The sequence below is a fragment of the Pelagibius sp. genome, from assembly GCF_028289705.1.
Classification (GTDB): Bacteria; Pseudomonadota; Alphaproteobacteria; order Kiloniellales; family Kiloniellaceae; genus Pelagibius.
This window is the reverse complement of record NZ_JANQOI010000155.1, coordinates 1-15979: the sequence shown is the minus strand read 5'-3', so window position 1 is coordinate 15979 and position 15979 is coordinate 1. Positions and strand designations below refer to the sequence as shown.

At 67.8% G+C, this 15979-nt stretch carries 17 protein-coding genes; 8 read left to right on the top strand and 9 right to left on the bottom strand.

Annotated elements, in window-relative coordinates:
* Positions 1-191 precede the first annotated feature (191 nt).
* A complete protein-coding gene (locus Q0996_RS19270) occupies positions 192-620 on the top strand; it encodes a hypothetical protein (protein WP_299623541.1) in 429 nt (142 codons plus the stop codon).
* A gap of 2 nt (positions 621-622) precedes the next feature.
* Here the strand turns inward: Q0996_RS19270 and Q0996_RS19265 are convergent, their stop codons facing one another.
* The 4 genes from Q0996_RS19265 to Q0996_RS19250 form a co-directional block, all read right to left on the bottom strand.
* Positions 623-1702, bottom strand: a complete 1080-nt coding sequence (locus Q0996_RS19265; protein ID WP_299623538.1) for a GTP-binding protein — start codon at positions 1700-1702, stop codon at positions 623-625.
* Positions 1699-2781: a COX15/CtaA family protein gene (locus tag Q0996_RS19260; RefSeq protein ID WP_299623535.1), complete on the bottom strand. Its 1083-nt coding sequence runs from the start codon at positions 2779-2781 to the stop codon at positions 1699-1701. Before Q0996_RS19260 ends, Q0996_RS19265 begins: the two co-directional genes overlap by 4 nt.
* A 147-nt stretch (positions 2782-2928) precedes the next feature.
* Positions 2929-3192 (bottom strand): usg protein, encoded by a 264-nt coding sequence (locus Q0996_RS19255; RefSeq protein WP_299623532.1) that lies wholly within the window; start codon positions 3190-3192, stop codon positions 2929-2931.
* A gap of 230 nt (positions 3193-3422) precedes the next feature.
* Positions 3423-3827: a tellurite resistance TerB family protein gene (locus tag Q0996_RS19250; protein ID WP_299623526.1), complete on the bottom strand. Its 405-nt coding sequence runs from the start codon at positions 3825-3827 to the stop codon at positions 3423-3425.
* A gap of 134 nt (positions 3828-3961) precedes the next feature.
* On the opposite strand from Q0996_RS19250, the gene Q0996_RS19245 reads away from it, so the two are divergent.
* Together Q0996_RS19245 and Q0996_RS19240 are read left to right on the top strand one after the other, a co-directional pair.
* Positions 3962-4942 carry an AEC family transporter gene (locus Q0996_RS19245; RefSeq protein WP_299623523.1) on the top strand — a complete coding sequence of 327 codons (981 nt, stop codon included), beginning with the start codon at positions 3962-3964 and terminating at the stop codon, positions 4940-4942.
* Between the two features lie 6 nt (positions 4943-4948).
* Positions 4949-5110 (top strand): SPOR domain-containing protein, encoded by a 162-nt coding sequence (locus tag Q0996_RS19240; protein WP_299623520.1) that lies wholly within the window; start codon positions 4949-4951, stop codon positions 5108-5110.
* Here the strand turns inward: Q0996_RS19240 and Q0996_RS19235 are convergent.
* From Q0996_RS19235 to Q0996_RS19225, 3 genes are all read right to left on the bottom strand, one after another.
* Positions 5107-6666, bottom strand: a complete 1560-nt coding sequence (locus tag Q0996_RS19235; protein ID WP_299623517.1) for a TIGR01777 family oxidoreductase — start codon at positions 6664-6666, stop codon at positions 5107-5109. The two genes, Q0996_RS19240 and Q0996_RS19235, sit on opposite strands and share 4 nt — an antisense overlap.
* Positions 6663-7388: a DUF4166 domain-containing protein gene (locus Q0996_RS19230; protein ID WP_299623514.1), complete on the bottom strand. Its 726-nt coding sequence runs from the start codon at positions 7386-7388 to the stop codon at positions 6663-6665. Before Q0996_RS19230 ends, Q0996_RS19235 begins: the two co-directional genes overlap by 4 nt.
* Before the next feature lie 61 nt (positions 7389-7449).
* Positions 7450-8028 (bottom strand): GbsR/MarR family transcriptional regulator, encoded by a 579-nt coding sequence (locus Q0996_RS19225; protein WP_299623512.1) that lies wholly within the window; start codon positions 8026-8028, stop codon positions 7450-7452.
* A 137-nt stretch (positions 8029-8165) separates the two neighbouring features.
* Here Q0996_RS19225 and Q0996_RS19220 point away from each other — a divergent pair, with 137 nt between their 5' ends.
* Positions 8166-8705 (top strand): PAS domain-containing protein, encoded by a 540-nt coding sequence (locus Q0996_RS19220; RefSeq protein WP_299623509.1) that lies wholly within the window; start codon positions 8166-8168, stop codon positions 8703-8705.
* On the opposite strand, the gene Q0996_RS19215 is transcribed toward Q0996_RS19220, so the two are convergent.
* Complete coding sequence (locus Q0996_RS19215; RefSeq protein ID WP_299623506.1) at positions 8702-11542, bottom strand: ATP-dependent DNA helicase; 2841 nt, start codon at positions 11540-11542, stop codon at positions 8702-8704. The genes Q0996_RS19220 and Q0996_RS19215 overlap by 4 nt on opposite strands.
* 85 nt (positions 11543-11627) lie before the next feature.
* Between Q0996_RS19215 and Q0996_RS19210 the strand changes: the two genes are divergently transcribed.
* The 4 genes from Q0996_RS19210 to Q0996_RS19195 all read left to right on the top strand — a co-directional run bounded on the left by Q0996_RS19210 (position 11628) and on the right by Q0996_RS19195 (position 15218).
* Positions 11628-12182, top strand: coding sequence for an RNA polymerase sigma factor (locus Q0996_RS19210; protein ID WP_299623503.1), 555 nt, complete (start codon positions 11628-11630; stop codon positions 12180-12182).
* 73 nt (positions 12183-12255) lie between these two features.
* Entirely contained in the window at positions 12256-12774 is a 519-nt protein-coding gene (locus Q0996_RS19205) for a hypothetical protein (protein WP_299623501.1), read from the top strand.
* Between the two features lie 278 nt (positions 12775-13052).
* Positions 13053-13535, top strand: coding sequence for a periplasmic heavy metal sensor (locus tag Q0996_RS19200; protein ID WP_299623498.1), 483 nt, complete (start codon positions 13053-13055; stop codon positions 13533-13535).
* A 99-nt stretch (positions 13536-13634) separates the two neighbouring features.
* Positions 13635-15218, top strand: a complete 1584-nt coding sequence (locus Q0996_RS19195) for a lysine--tRNA ligase (RefSeq protein ID WP_299623495.1) — start codon at positions 13635-13637, stop codon at positions 15216-15218.
* Positions 15219-15242: 24 nt separating this feature from the next.
* Here the strand turns inward: Q0996_RS19195 and Q0996_RS19190 are convergent.
* Positions 15243-15979: tetratricopeptide repeat protein (locus Q0996_RS19190; protein WP_299623492.1), on the bottom strand; the 737-nt coding region annotated here is incomplete at its 5' end.

Here is a 15979-nt window from a genome sequence, read left to right as displayed (position 1 = left end):
TGTCAGAGAGGTGGTGGCCGCCGCCGGCAGCCGCGTAGAGCCCCACGACCTGGTGGTGGTTGTCTCGCCTTAGGGTTTTGCAGGTCCTGTTCAGCGTGACCAGACCATCGTTAAGATCCGGGTATTCACCCTTCCTAAAGGACCGCAGTGCTAGTCGATACGACTAAGTTCGAACGGAAGGAATTCCGGTGATGGGGCGAAGGGGAAGGCTCGGCCAGGCATTGCTGTTTCTGGCCGCGATGGTGGTTGCAGTGGCGCCGGCCGAGGCAGGCTCCGGCGGGACCGCCTCGTCGACGGTGGGCTCGGTGACGCCCATCGGCGAAGAGGCATTTCAGAAGATGCTGAAAGATGCCACCGGCGAGAAGGGCGGCATGAAGGTCCAGGACGGCAGCCTGCTGCGGGTCGAACTGGCGACGGAAAGCACGGTCCTGTTTTTCACCACGCCTTCCCATCCGGCCCATCCCGCCGTCGTTTCCGTCAAGGTGATCCGCGAGGACGACGTACCCCGGATCTTCACCGACGGCTGGCGCGGCGGCGACCGGCGGGCCTTCGAGGAGTGGTTCACCGCTTTCACGCGGCGCAGCGCCCGCCTCGCCCGCAAGTGGAACGAGGCGAACTAGGTTTATTCTGTCGTCAGCGGTGCCGTGGAGTCTTCGTTGAAGGCCTTCAGGGTGTGCTCGAACATCTCCGGTTTCAGATCGCGGACGATGAAGACGAGGCGGGACTCCCGCGACTCGTCGGGCCAGGCCTCCAGCCGCGCCGGCGGATGGAAGACGTGCTGCACGCCGTGGATCACGATGGGCTGCTCCACCCCGGCGACGTTCAGCAGGCCCTTGATGCGCAGAATGTTGCCGCCGTAGAGGGTGATCAGCATCTCCACCCAGGAATTGAAGCGGTCCCAGTCCAGCGGCTTGTCGTAGCTCAGGCAGAAGGCACGGATCGACTCGTCGTGGCGGTTCACGTCGTGATGATGACCGTGATGGTGGTGCCCGTCGTGATCATAGGCCTCGGCCTTCAGCCAGGCCCGCACGTCCGGGCTTTTCTTCTCCGGATCGTAGAGCCCGGCGTTGAACAGCAGGCCTGGATCGATCACGCCCTGGACGGACTCATAGATCGGTGCCGCCGGGTTCAGGCCCTTCAGGCGCTGCTCGAGGGCGCCGCGCCTCTCCGCCTCGGCGATATCGCTCTTGGTCAAGAGGATGCGGTCGGCGACCGCCGCCTGCTTCACCGACTCCGGCTGCCGGTCCAAGGTCGCATCGCCGTTGACGGCGTCGACCGTGGTGATCACCCCGTCCAGGCGAAAGCGGCTGGAAAGCAGGGGATCGGTCATCAGGGTCTGCAGGATCGGCGCCGGATCGGCGAGGCCCGTGGTCTCGATGACCAGACGCTTGAAGGGCGGCACCTCGCGGTTCACCCGCCGTTTGAAGAGGTCGCGCATGCCGGCCACCAGATCGCCGCGCACGGTGCAGCAGAGGCAGCCGCTGTTCAGCAGCACGGTGTCTTCCGTGGCCTGTTCCACCAGCAGGTGGTCGAGGCCGATCTCGCCGAACTCGTTGACGATCACCGCCGTCTCGTCCATCGCCGGATGCGCCAGCAGGTGGCGCAGCAGCGTCGTCTTGCCGCTGCCGAGAAAGCCCGTGAGCACCGAGACCGCCAGCGGCTCCTCTGGGATTTCCAAACCCTGCTGCGGCGCTTCGGTCACGACGCCCCGCCCTGAGTTTGCGGGCGCAGGTGGTAGAGGCACCAGATGAGTGCCGTCAGCACCAGGATGGCGCCGGCTTGATGGGCCGCCGCGGCCCAGACCGGCACCACCAGCAGCAGCGTCACGATGCCGAGCGCCAGTTGACAGAGCACCAGGAGGGCCAGGACGGCAAAGCCGCCGCGTGCCGCCGGCGGCAGCATGCAGCGCAACGACCAAAGCCAGACCAGGAGGGCAAAGCCCACGGAGACCACCGCCAGCAGGCGGTGATTGAACTGCACGGCGGCGTGGTTCTCGAAGAGGTTCAGGTACCAGGGCGCCAGCATGCCATAGCCCGCCGGCACCAGGTCGCCGTCCATCAGGGGAAAGCTGTTGTAGACGAGACCCGCGTTGAGGCCGGCGACGAAACCGCCGGAGAGAATGGTCAGGGCGACGAGCGCCAGCAAGGCGAGGCCGGCCCGCCGCAGTCCTGCGATTGCCGGATCGGCTGTTGTCACCGGTTGCGGCCGCAACTGGCCCAGCGCCAGCCAGAAGAGATAGCCGTAGATGACCAGCGCCAGGGCGAGGTGGGCGACGAGACGGTACTGGCTGACGTCGGTGCGCTCGCCGAAGCCACTGGCGACCATGAACCAGCCGAGCAGGCCCTGCAGACCGCCGAGCAATAGAGCGATCAGCAGCAGCTTCGTGAGGCGCTTGTCCAGCCGCCCGGTGATCCAGAACCAGAGGAACGGCAGGGCAAAGACCAGGCCGATGAGGCGGCCCCAGAGACGGTGGATGTACTCCCACCAGAAGATGGTCTTGAACTCGGCGAGAGACATGCCGGCGTTCACCTCCCGGTACTCCGGGATCTGCCGGTAGAGATCGAAGAGGCGCTGCCACTCGGCCTGGCTGAGGGGCGGCAGGGCGCCGCTGATGGGCGCCCACTCCATGATCGAAAGCCCCGATTCGGTGAGCCGGGTGATGGCGCCGATGACCGCCATGGCCAACACCATGGCGCAGCAGCCGAGCAGCCAGAGGCCGACGGCACGGCCGCTCGAGGCGCGGCGCGCGGCGCTGTAGGCAAGGGGTGTGGCGGTGGTCATCGACGCTAACCTAGTGGCGAGACGCCATCAGGCCAAGCGTCCGGACGGATCAGGAGGAGAGGGAGGCGGCCGGAACTGGATAGCTGCGGCCTTCTGCCGCGCCGCAGGTCGGCACGGGGGCTTCAGGGCGGCGGTTGCGGCGGGCGCTTACTGCAGGGTCAGGCAGCAGGCGGCGAAGCGGGTTTCCGGCGGGGAGATGATGGGAATGTTGGCCACTTTCACCGAATGCAGGGGCCCGTCGAGGTTACGGGTCCAGAACTCCAGGAACTTGTGCAGTTCGGGGTAGCGCGGGGCCAGATCGTATTCCTGCCAGATATAGGTCTGCAGCAGGGTCGGATGATCCGGCAGATGGTAAAGGATCTCTGCCGTGGTCAGCCGGTAGTCGTTCAACTGCAGTGCAAGATCGCTCATCTTCCCTCCTATCTCACCGTCCCTCGGGACCCGACAGGGATCAAGCTTGCCCACCTGCGCCTAAAAGCTCAACAGAATAACATTAATAAATCAATAAGTTAGCAGCCTATTCGGGGGAGTGCTGCTACCTCCTTCGTAGACTCCAAAAGGATATCCGCCGGCGACTGCCGGCGAATCATCATGCTCGTTTGTGCCGAATTTCGGAGATGCGGTGAGGAGGGATCAGGTCCCTAGAGACGCATGTTGCGGGCCCGGGTGCCGCGCTCGATGGCGGCGGCGGGCAGCCGGCCCACCTGCAGGCGGTGGCGCAGCAGCTCCAAGAGGCGCAGCTCCTCCTGGCTCACAGCGGCATCGGCCGCGGCGACGTCGAGGGCGATGGCGTAGGCGGTTTCCGAGAGCTTGGCGGGCAGGTTCTCGATGATGAAGGCCAGTACGGCCTCCAGCCCGTTCTCCTGCGACAGCAGTTCGGCGCAGGCTTGGGCCGCCTTCGGCAACTGGTCCAGGTCGTAGTCGGCGAAAATCGGCAGGTGCTTCACCGTGTCGCCAATGGTCATCAGCTCGGAGTCGGTCATTTCGCGGTCTGCTGCAGAGACCAGAACCATGGTGTAGACGAGGGCCGTGTGATGTTGGGACATGGGGGCTTCGCTTCTCGATGAATGCGGATTGACGGGGCTTCCGAGCGACACGCCGGGCCCGGCGGCGGCAGAGACTAGGCAGGCCGCGGCGGCAGCGTCAAGCCCGCAGAAAGCGCAAGGTAAGAGCGCCGCATTTGCGCTCGACAGCCCGCATCCCGGGCGGCATGGTCCGCGCCATGGGCCCCATCCTGAACGTCGTCTTTCCGGTCTTCGCGATCATGCTGGCCGGCTATGCCTGCGGGCGCTTCCGCATCCTGGGAAACGAGAGCAGCGAGGCGCTGAACCGCTTCGTCTACTTCATCGCCCTGCCGGCGCTGTTCTTCGTCTCCATGGCCCGGGTGTCGCTGGACCAGGTCTTCAATCTGCCCTTCCTGGCGGCCTATGGCGGCGGCGTGGCCGTCACCTTCGCGCTGGCCTTCGTGGTGGCGCGTGTCGCCTTTCCCAACCGCCTGGGGGCGCTGGGGCTGGCCGGGCTTTCGGCGATCTTCTCCAACACCGGCTACATGGGCATCCCGCTATTGATGCTGGCCTTCGGCGAGGCCGGCATGCTGCCCGCCATCATCACCACCATCCTGAATGGCGCGGTCATCATGGCGGTCGCCATCGCCCTGCTGGAGCTCGACGTGCATCAGGGCAAGGGCGGCCTGACGGTGCTGCGCGGAGTGCTGGCCGGCATTCTGCGCTCGCCGCTGGTGATTTCGGCGGTGGCCGGACTGGCGGCTTCTGGCTTCGGCATCCCGGTGCCCAAGGCGGTCGCCACCTTCTGCGACATCCTCGGCGCGGCGGCCGGCCCCTGCGCGCTCTTCGCCATCGGCCTCTTCATGGTCGGCAAGTCGTTCACCGCCGGCATGACCGAAGTCAGTTGGCTGGTGCTGCTGAAGCTCCTGGTGCAGCCCCTGGTGACCTGGTGGCTGGCCTTCCATGTCTTCACCATGGACCCGGTCTGGGCGGCGGGCGCGCTGGTCCAGTCGGCCCTGCCCACCGGCGCGCTGGTCTTCGTGCTGGCCCAGCAGTACGGCCTCTACATCCAGCGCTCGACCGCGGTGATCATGATCTCCACCGTAGTCTCTCTTGCCACCCTCTCACTGCTGTTCGTCATCCTGGGGATCGGCTAGGCGGCGATGGGTGAAGAGCGAGCATGGCGGGTGATGCGCGAGGACGACAACGGCAACCGCTTCGTCGTCGCTGAGGGCCTGTCGCAGGCCGAGGCCGCCCGGCGAGTCGAGGAACTGACGGCGCGTGGCCACAAGCAAAGCTATTGGGCGGAACCGCTGGACCGCTAGAACATCTCCCGGTTCACCGTGTTTTGGCCGTGGCCTTGGCGGATTGCCTTGATCGAAGTCTCCCTGCCGCGCCAGGAGAGTTGCCGGCCCAGGGCCTTCTCCAGCGCGCCGTCCAGCCTGGGATGGCGGAACACGAAACCATGGGCCTCGGCCTTCGCGGGCAGGACCCGCTGGCCGCCCAGCAGCACCTCCTCGGCGAAGTCGCCTAGGAGAATCCGCAGCGGGCGCGCCGGGGCGACCAGCACCGCCGGGCGCCCGAGGGCGCGGCCCAGCGCCTTGGTGAAGTCGCGGTTACGTGCGGGGTTCGGGGCGGTGCCGTTCACTGCGCCGGCGAGGCTGCGGTCGGCGATGGCCAGGAGGATCAGGCGCACCAGGTCGTCCCGTTCGATCCACGACATCCATTGCTGTCCGTCGCCGAGGCGCGCGCCCAGCCCGAATTCGAAAGACGGCAGCAGGCTGGCCAGCAGGCCGCCCTCGTGCCCCAGAACCAGGCCGATGCGCAGACGCACCACGCGCACCCCCTGCGCGCGGGCCTTCAGGACTTCGCGTTCCCAGGCGCTGCAGACCTCCTGGGTGAAGCAGGGGCGGCCGTCGTCGGTCTCGCGGAGTTTCTCGTCGCCGCGCAGACCGTACCAGCCGATGGCCGAGGCGTTCACCAAAACCTCCGGCTTGCGGGTCAGGCGGGCGATCAGGGCGATCACCCGGCGCGTGCCCTTCTGCCGGGACCGCAGGATGCGCCGCTTCTTCTTCGCGGTCCAAAGGCCCGAGGCCACCGGCTCACCGGCCAGGTTGACGATGGCGTCGATGCGCTCCCCGGCATCGATCTGATCCAGGTCGGTCACGATGCGCAGCGGTGTCGGAAGAGTCGCTGCGCGGCGGGCATCGCGGGTGAGGAGGGTCACCGCCTGACCCCGGGCCACCAGGGCTGCGATCAGGCGGCGGCCGATGAAGCCGGTGCCCCCGGTCACCAGGATGTGCCGCCGTGTTCCGCCGCCATCCCAAAGGCCGCCATCCCAAAGGCCGCCCTCCCAGATCTCCTGCGGATCGTCCGATCGCAGCGCGGGCGCCCGCCGCGCGGCCATCAAGTCGCGCAGGCCGAAGAGGAAGACCCCCAAGGCCGCCGCGGTCAGGAACAGGCTCCAGAGCCCATAGGAAACCGGCGGGAGGGCGCTCTCCGCCCCGGCCCAGGCGAAGAGGAGCGGCAGCAGCAGGACCAGGATGGCGCCGAAGTTGATGGCCATCAGACTGTGAAGGACCCGTTCGCTGGCCGGCAGGCTGCGGGTGCGGTCTTCCTCGACGAAATCCCAGAGCGTGATCAGGCTCTCGGCGAGCAGCACCGCGATCAGGACCATCGCCCAGATGCCCCGGGGCTGCAGCCAGGCGAGGGTCAGGAACAGCCCGGCGTAAAGCAGGTTGCGGCTGCCGTGCAGGGCAAGCTCCCGCCGCTGGCTGCCGCGCCAGGCCAGGCGTTGCGTCAGCTCGTGATGATAGAGCGTGTCGACAAGGCCCAAGAGAATCTGGACGGCAAGGAGGCTCCACAGCAGCGGATCGGTCATACCCTGATCTCCTCTGCAGGATCTGCAGGATTGGTCGCCGCCTCCTGGTCGCGGAACAGCGCGGTCTGGCTCAGCAGGCAGCCGAAACGCGGATGATCGAGGGTCAGTTCGAAGAGAAAGCGCCCGCCATCGAGGTCGCGGTGGCAGACCCTGAGGTCACCCGGGCTGAACCAGGCCGGTAGCCGCAGGCGCCGGCCCAGGATCGAGAGGAAGTAGCCGGCGCTGCGGAACACCAGGGCGCCGCCCTCCTCGTGCAGGGTGAGCGCGACACCCACGCCGCAGCCGACGTATTCCTCAAGCCCGGTAGGGCCGGCGAAGCGCTTGGAGCTGTGGACGATCTGCGGAAAGCCCCGGCCCCAGCCGTAGAGGCGGGTCCAGAACTGGCCCTGGCTGGCCTTGTCTTCGGTGACCGTCACCACCGTCGGTTCGCCGGCACCATAGGCGCGCAGCGGAAAGGGCCCGCCGATCAGCCGGGCCGCCGTCACCAGTAGCCGGCCGAACCCGCTGAGGCGGGTTTCGACGATCTGGCCGCTGTAGACCAGGCTCTCGCCGGCGGCGAGGCGATGGCTGAAGCGCCGGCGGACGTCCGGGGCCAGGGCCTCCCAGGCTTTCTGGCCCATCAGGGCGCGGTAGCGCAGGTCGCCCAGGTTGGTGGGCGCAGAGGGCCCCGCCCGTTCCGGCTTGTCCGCCTCTCTCCCCCGGTGCGCAGCCTCGTACATCATCGTCGGGCCTTTCTGTTATTTCTGTTTAGACAGAAATCTTCATGCAAAAATTTTTGTCCCGTCAGCCCCTCTTACTTCCTTTCTTGCGCTTACCGGGTGTGAGGACGTCGACGATGCGTCCGCCCATCTTCAGAAGCGTGAAGGCCTGGCTCTTCGGCAGACGGATCATCTGCGCGTACCAGCGGTCCACGTTTTCGATGAACTCCATCATTGCCCGCAGCCGCTTCAGGGCGACCGGGTTGATGCGCGGGTCATCCTCCGCCTCGGCGAGGCAGCGGCGCAGTACTTGGGCCGCCGGGTCGATCTCCCGCTCCTTGCGCACCTGGGAGATGCGGGTGACGATCTCCCAGATATCGCTCTCCGCCTGGAAGTGGTCGCGGCGGTCGCCAGGCAGCGGCACCCGTTCGATGAGCCGCCAGCCCAGCAACTCCTTCAGGGAGTTCGAGACGTTGGAGCGTGCGATCCCGAGACGCAGCGCAATCTCCTCCGCCGGCAGCGGGCGGTCGCTCAGGTAGAGCAGGGCGTGGATCTGCGCGACGGAGCGGTTGACCCCCCACTGCCCACCCATGTCGCCCCAGTGAAGGATGAAGCGTTCCACGGCCGCCGGGGTTTCAGCACGAAATTCTGAAATTTCTGTCATGACAGAATTATATGAAACTCCAGAATTGCAGTCAAGCCCGTCGGTTTTGGCTAGGCAGTCTACGCGGACCGCTCAGATTCGCCTGGAGATTGAGCATGGGGCTTGCATATCAGCCTACAAAGGTATGACTATGGGCGATGCAGGAGGTGCTCTCGACCATCAAGGCGGCGGAACTCGACCTCGCCGCTGGGCTCGCCCGCTATCCGGACCTCGTCCGGGCCCTCGACTATTGGCGAAGCAAGTGCGGTAACCGCTTCGCGCCCAGCCGTGAGGCGATCGAGCCCACGGAGATCACAGACTTCCTGGCCCGGATCATGCTGGTCGAGGTCGTGCGGAACGATGGCGGCGCCCTCGACTTCCGCTATCGCTTGAGCGGGACCGGCATCTGCGACGTCCACGGCTACGACCTGACCGCCCTCAGGCCCCGCGACCTCAGCCCGCCGGACTATGGCGACCTGGTTCACGAACACTACTGCAACGCCGTGGAGCGCCGCGAGCCCCTGGCCCACGTGCTGGCCCTGCAGACCAGGACCAAGCAACGCTCCTACGCACGCATCATCCTGCCGCTCTCCGCCGACGGCGAGAGGGTCACCATGCTGATGGTCGTGGACAGCGAGAAGCAGAACTCCCTGCACGAGTTCCTCGAAGTGATCGAGGTCTACGGCAAGCCGGTTTAGCTACCGTCTGTTCCCAAGAAATCCTTCACCGTTGCCACCGCCTCGGCGAGGCCGACGCGCTGGGCCGTGACCTCTGGCGGGAAGGCGTCCAGCAGGCGCGAGGGCAGCGGGTCGAGCAGCACGAAGACGCCGCGGTCGTCGGCCCGGCGGATGAGGCGGCCATAGGCCTGGCGCAGCTTCAGGCGGGTGAGCTGTTCGTCGTAGGCGCGCCCGCCGAAGGCCTTGCGCCGGGCTTTGTGGATGATGTCCGGGCGCGGCCAGGGCACCCGGTCGAAAGCGATCAGGCGCAGCGAGCGCCCGGGCACGTCGACCCCGTCGCGCACCGCGTCGGTGCCCAGCAGGCAGGAGTCCTCCTCCGCGCGGAAGATGTCCACCAGAGTGCCGGTGTCGAGGCCGTCGACATGCTGGCTGTAGAGCGGCAGCCCGGCCTCGGCCAGGGCCGGGGCGATGCGCTGCTGGACCGCGCGCAGCCGGGCGATGGCGGTGAAGAGGCCGAGGGCGCCGCCGCCGGCGGCCAGGAACAGCACCCGGTAGGCAGCGGCAAGCTGGTTGAGGTCGCCGCGTTTCAGGTCGTGGACGATGAGCACCCGGGTCTGGGCGGCGTAGTCGAAGGGCGAGGGCAGGCTGTGGCGGGAGACGGCGGCGGTCATATGGGCGATGCCGAGGCGCGCGTCTGCCGCCTTCCAGGCTGCGGCCTCGTCCTCCCCGGTCTCTGCCAGGCTGTGGTCGGTGAGGGTGGCCGAGGTGATGAGCAGGCCGTGGGCCGAGCGGCCCAGGCTCGCGGCGAAGGGCCGGCTCGGGTCGATCCAGTGGCGGTAGAGGCCGACATCGACGTTGCGCCCGTCGATGCGCTCCACCGCGAACCAGTCGCAGAACTCCGGCGGGGTTTCCTCGTCGAGGGCGCGCAGCATGTCCTGCCAGGCGGCCAGCGGCAGCAGCGCCCGGCTTTCCAGGCTGCGGGCCGCCGCCTCGATGCGCCGCCGGGCGTCGCTGTCGAGGGTCTCGCTCTCCTCGTCCAGGCGCGCCAGCAGGCGGCGGCGCAGGGCTGTCAGAGGCGCCGTCAGGCTGCCGAGCGCCTCGGCCAGCGCGGCTGCTGCCTCCGGCAGGCCCTCCACTGGCGGCTGGGCCGGCGCTTCCAGGCTGTAGGGCTGGTCCTGGCCGCCGGCGCGCGCAAAGACTTGGCGCGCCGCCAGGGCGAGGAAGCGCTCGCTTGCGCCCTGGGGCCGGTCCTCCTCGACCCGCTGATGCCAGCCCTCGCCGGCCAGCACCCGTCCGGCATTCAGCACTTCCTCAAGGGCCTGCAGGGCTTCGCCGTCGTTGACGATGAGGTCTTCCAGCCGGCGCTTCAGGCCGCGCAGCCGTCCGCTGCCGCGCCGCCCGCCTTCGGCCCCAAGCAGCCAGCGCCGCAGTTCGCGGCTCTCCCGGCCGGTCAGATGGGCGGCGAAAGCACTGTCCGCGGCCTCGAAGAGATGGTGGCCTTCGTCGAAGACATAGCGAGTCGGCAGTTGCCCGTCGTCGCCGCCGCCCATGGCCGCCTGGATCATCACCAGGGCGTGGTTGGCGATGACGATCTCTGCCTGGCGGGCACTGCGCACCGAGCGTTCGATGAAGCACTTCCGATAGTGCTGGCAGGCGGAGTAGATGCACTCGCCGCGCCGGTCCGCGAGGCCCAGGGTGCGCGCCCGCCCGAAGAGGTCGGCGAACCAGCCGGGAAAGTCGCCGCCCACCATGTCGCCGTTGCGGCTGCGTGCCGCCCAGCGCGCCATCAGCCCCAGGGCGACGGCGTCCTGCGGGCGGCCCGGAAGCTGGCCCACCGCCTCGGCCAGATTGAGCAGGCAGAGATAGTTCTCCCGCCCCTTGCGGATCACGACCTTGGCGGCGCGCTCCCGGGGCTCGGGGAAGAGGGCGGCCAGCTCGTCGTCCACCTGGCCCTGGAGGTTGCGGGTGAAGGTGGAGATCCAGGCGGCGGCGTCGTTGCGCTCGGCCCAGAGGCTGGCGGCGGCCAGGTAGCCCAGGGTCTTGCCGGTGCCGGTGCCGGCTTCGGCCAGCACCACCCGGGCTTCGTCCTCCTCGGCGCGCGGGGCGAAGGCGCCGGCGGCCGCGGCGGCATAGTCGGCCTGCTGCGGACGGGGCTCCGTCTCTTCGCCGCTGCGTTCCTCCAGCAGTGCGGCGAGGCGGTCGCGGCTTTCCTCGGCGAGCACCGGCAGGCTGCCGGGCGCGCCGCGCGGCGGCCGCTCCTCCCAGTCCGGCAGGCGCTCCCAGACCCTGAGACCCAGGTTGCGTTTGGGCAGCAGCGCGCCGCCCTCGCCGTAGCCCAGCGCGGCGATCACGAAGGGCCCCCAGGGCCAGCCCGCCTGGGCCATGATCCAGGCGATGCCCGGGGCGTCGCGATCCCGCTCCCCGCGTGCCGCCAGTTCGGTCAGCAGGGCGCGGGCGGCCTGCGGCAGGCTGGCTGCGGCGGCCTCCGGATCGGCGGGCTTGGCGAGACCCAGGACCGAGGCCAGGCCGTAGGGTGTCGGCGGGCAGAAGCTGGCGGGCCGCACGAAGGCGTAGAGTTCCAGCAGGTCGAAGGCGGGAAAGGGATCGCCCTCCAGGCGCCGGGCCAGGGCCCTGGCATGACACACCAGGGGTGGCGTCGACCGCGCACGGCGCAGCGCCTCTTGCGGGTCCAGGCTGTGCACCTCACCGTCCAGATCGATCCACACCGTCCGCCCGGGCCCGGCCAGCAGCACCGGCGCCGCCGGCAGCCGCAGGGGAGACGATGCCGGGGGAGACTCCAGCGGAACGGATGAGGAACCCATGGCCGGACTATAGCCGCTGGCGGTCAAGCCCGTCATGGCCCGAATCTCCGCCGCTGCGTTATGGTGCCCCCCATGGTGAGGGATCAATGCAGGCCGCCGCGCGGCGGCGAAGCGGGTATGCGTGGGTGAGGAGCAGACCGACCTTCCGGCCCTGCTCGACGGGGACAAGGGCGCCTGGGACCGCTTTGTCGCGCGCCACGCGGCGGTGATCTTCTCCGCCGTGCGGCGGCGCCTGCTGCCGGCTGGGCGTGGCGGCGACGCCGAGGACGTGGTGCAGGACGTCTTCGTCCGCCTCTGCCAGCACGACTTCCGCCTGCTGCGGCGCTATGACGCCAGGCGCGCGAAGCTCACAACCTGGCTCACCGTGGTGGCCAACTCCGCGGCCATCGACCACCTGCGCCGCCACAAGCGCCGCACCGAGGACATCGACAGCCAGCCGCAGTCGGTCCTGGCCGTCGACCCGGTGGTGCCGGAGCGGGTGAAGATTCCGGAGGGCGTGGTCTCGCCGCGCCAGGCGCTGGTGCTGGAACTGCTCTATCGCCGCGACATGACCCCGGCCGAGGCGGCGGCTGTGATGTCGGTGGATCCGCAAACCATCCGCTCCATGCACCACAAGGCCCTGGCCAAGCTGCGCGCCCATTTTCGGGCGGAAGTGGACGAAGGCGAAGGGGGATAGATCCCATGGAGTCGACGTATGATAGTGATAGGTCCCTGGGGCGGGACCTGAGGGGAAGAAAGGTTAAGCAGAGGTGAGCGACGACAAGACCGAGGAGGGCGCCGCGCTCTGGCGGCGCGCCCACGACGCCTGGACGGCTGACGCGGTGAACCCGGACGGTGCGGAGCCCGATCCGATGGTGCTCGCGGCCTATCTCGATGGCCGCCTGTCGGAGGCCGAGGCCGCCGCCCTGGAGGCCCGCATGGCTGCCGACCCATCGCTTCTGGATGAGGTCCTTGCCTTGCGGGCGGGCCTCGCGGAAAGCCCGCAGGAAGCGCCGCCGGCGGCGGTCGCCGCGGCCCAGGCGCTGCGGCGGGATACGGGAGCCCGGTCCGCAGAGACCTCAGAGACGGCCTCCGGTTTCCTCGAGCGCCTCTTCGCCGGCTGGCTGCGCCCGGCGGTGCCGGCCCTCGCGGTCGTCGCCCTGGTCCTGGCCTGCGCCGGCGCCTTTGAACTCGGTCGTTACCAGTCGGAACGCATCCTGCCGCAGCAGGCCAACGGGACGGCCGACAAAGACCTGCCCGATCCGCTTTCCCTCGATGTCTTCCTCTAGGGCCTGTTGACATTCATTTCGCCGTTGTGGTCCGAGCAAATTTGGCCCGCGGTTAGGAGAGACGAGGAAGGACATGCCAAAGCATATTCGACGAGGAGCGACGCGGCCGCGGGCCAAATTCGCCGGATCCCTTCGGGACGGGGCAGATCTTCGCCAGAGCCGCGTCGCGGACGCCTTGTGGGGGACCACCCCACGGCGCCGCCCGCTTCTAGCCCTGGCGAAGATCTGCTCCCGCCACGACGGCGAAATGAATGTCAACAGGCCCTAGGGCGCCGGTCATGGGCGGACGACTTCCCTGGTATCTGCTGGCGGCTTCGCTGGCCGTGAACGTCTTCTTCCTGGCGGGACTTGCCTTTCCCCAGCTCTTCGGTGTTTCGGACACGCCGACACCGGACCCGGTCGCTGTGGTGGCCGAGGAACTGGAGTTGAGCGCGGCGCAGCGCGCCGACTTGGTGGCGCTGCGTGGGCGCGTGGCCGAACGCCGCGCCGCCGCCGGCGGCAATGGGGGCAGTTTCCGCGCCCTGCTGATCGCCGAGTTGGCAAAGCCGGCGTTCGACCGCGCCGGCCTGGAGGCGCGCATGCAGGACCGGCGCGCAATCGTGGGCAAGGTGGTCCTCGATGTCGCCGAGGACCTGCACGGCTATCTGGCGACCCTCTCGCCGGAGCAGAAAGCCGCTTTCCTCGAAAAGGCCAAGGAGCGGGCCTTCCTGCGCCGGCTGCTGTGGCCGCGCCGCGAGACTGCCAACAATAGCAATCGCTGAGTCCCGGCGGCGTTGACGGCGCTGTGCCTCGGGCCTAGGGTCCCCGGCAATCCGGGCGGCGGGCTGGACCGGCGCTTGATCTGACGAACGAGTGACAGCATGGCAAACGAGCGGGAACTGGCGGAAGGCACACGCGCCTGGCCCTTCGAAGAGGCGCGGCGCGTGGTCAAGCGCCTGGGCGGCAAGACGCCGGAGAAGGGCTATGCCCTCTTCGAGACCGGCTACGGCCCCTCCGGCCTGCCCCACATCGGCACCTTCGGCGAGGTGGCGCGCACCACCATGGTGCGCCAGGCCTTTCAGCGCCTGAGCGACGTGCCGACGAAGCTGTTCTGCTTCTCCGACGACATGGATGGCTTGCGCAAGGTGCCGGACAACATCCCCAACAAGGAGATGGTGGCCGAGCATCTGGGCAAGCCGCTGACCCAGATCCCCGATCCCTTCGGCACCCACGAGAGCTTCGGCCATCACAACAACGCGCGTCTGCGCGGCTTCCTCGACGCCTTCGGCTTCGACTACGAGTTTCAGTCCTCCACCGAGCTCTACAAGGCCGGCCGTTTCGACGCGGCCCTGCTGCAGGTGCTGCGCCACTACGAGGCGGTGACCAACGTGGTGCTGCCCACTCTGGGGCCGGAGCGGCGAGAGACCTACAGCCCCTTCCTGCCGGTCTGCCCCAAGACCGGGCGGGTGCTGCAGGTGCCGGTGGTGGCCTGGGACGCCGAGGCGGGGACCATCGTCTACCGGGACGAGGACGGCTCAAAGGTGGAGGTCCCGGTCACCGGCGGGCAGTGCAAGCTGCAATGGAAGGCCGACTGGGCGATGCGCTGGTACGCCCTCGAGGTGGACTACGAGATGTCCGGCAAGGACCTCATCGACTCGGTGAAGCTGGGCGGGCAGATCTGCCGCATCCTCGGCGGCCGCCCGCCGGAGGGCTTCACCTACGAGCTTTTCCTCGACGAGGAGGCCAAGAAGATCTCCAAGTCCAAGGGCAACGGCCTCTCCGCCGAGGAGTGGCTGACCTACGGCCCGCAGGAATCGCTTTCCCTCTTCATGTTCCAGAAGCCGCGCGCGGCCAAGCGGCTCTACTTCGACGTCATCCCGCGCGCCGTCGACGACTACCTGGCCCATCTCCAGGCCTACGACGGCCAGAACGAGAAGCGCCTGGAGAATCCGGTCTGGCACATCCACGACGGAAGCCCGCCGCTGCCCGGCACCAAGCTCGGGTTTTCGATGCTGTTGAACCTGGCCAGCGTCTGCAACACCGAGGACCCGGCTGTGCTCTGGGGCTTCATCAGCCGCTATGCGCCGGAGGCGACGCCGGAGGGCGACCCCCTGCTCGACCGCCTGGTGGGCCACGCCCTGCGCTACTACCAGGACTTCGTGAAGCCGGCCAAGCGGTACCGCGCGCCGACGGAGCCGGAGCGCCGGGCCATGGCCGACCTCGCCGAACGCCTGCGCAAGCTGCCCGCCGAAGCGGATGGGGAGGCGATCCAGAACGAGGTCTATGCCGTCGGCAAGGAACACGGTTTCGAGAACCTGCGCGACTGGTTCAAGGCGCTCTACGAGATCGTGCTGGGCCAGGACCAGGGCCCGCGCATGGGCTCCTTCATGGCCCTCTACGGCCTCGAAGAGAGCATCGCCCTCATCGACCAGGCCCTGGAAGGCCAGAGCCTGACGGGGTCTTAACTTGATGCTCTGACGCTGAGGCCGTCACTCCGCTCCCATGCGCCGGAGCTCCGCCTTTGATCCAGCATACTCGACAAAACTCTTCGGGCAGGTGTCCGACGCGTTGCGGAACAGTAGAGCGGCTTCATCGCCACGGCCTTCAACCAAACGAAGCTGGCCGATGTAAAACTGGGCTTCACAGAGCTGATCGCGGTTAACTGAGGGATCGTCATTCTGTGCTGCTGCTTGCACCTCTTCAGGCGTCCGCGTCCCGAGGAACATGGAGATCACCGGACCCGGCCACACGTCAAAGCTGATCATCTTGGCGTCGCCACGAAGCATGTCGATTTTGAGGTTGCCCGCACGTGCACGCGAAAGATGGTTCCAGATAACTGTATATCCATCTGTGGTGCGAAGCTTCGTACTCTTGGTAAGGTCTTGTTCCGCCTTTACAAACTGCCCTAGAATGAACCTCAATCTTCCCCGATTTTTGTAGGCGATGGCATCCTTGGGATCGAGCTCGATGGCCTTGTCGTAGTCGGCGACGGCTTTCTCGAACTGCTCTAAGTCGTAATGGACATTTCCCCGATTGTTGTAGGCGGCGGCATATTTGGGATCGAGCTCGATGGCCTTGTCGTAGTCGGCGACGGCCTTCTCGAACTGCTCCAAGTCGTCATGGGCATTTCCCCGATTGTTGTAGGCGGCGGCATACTTGGGATCGAGCTCGATGGCCTTGTCGTAGTCGGCGACGGCCTTCTCGAACTGCTCCAAGTCGTTATGGA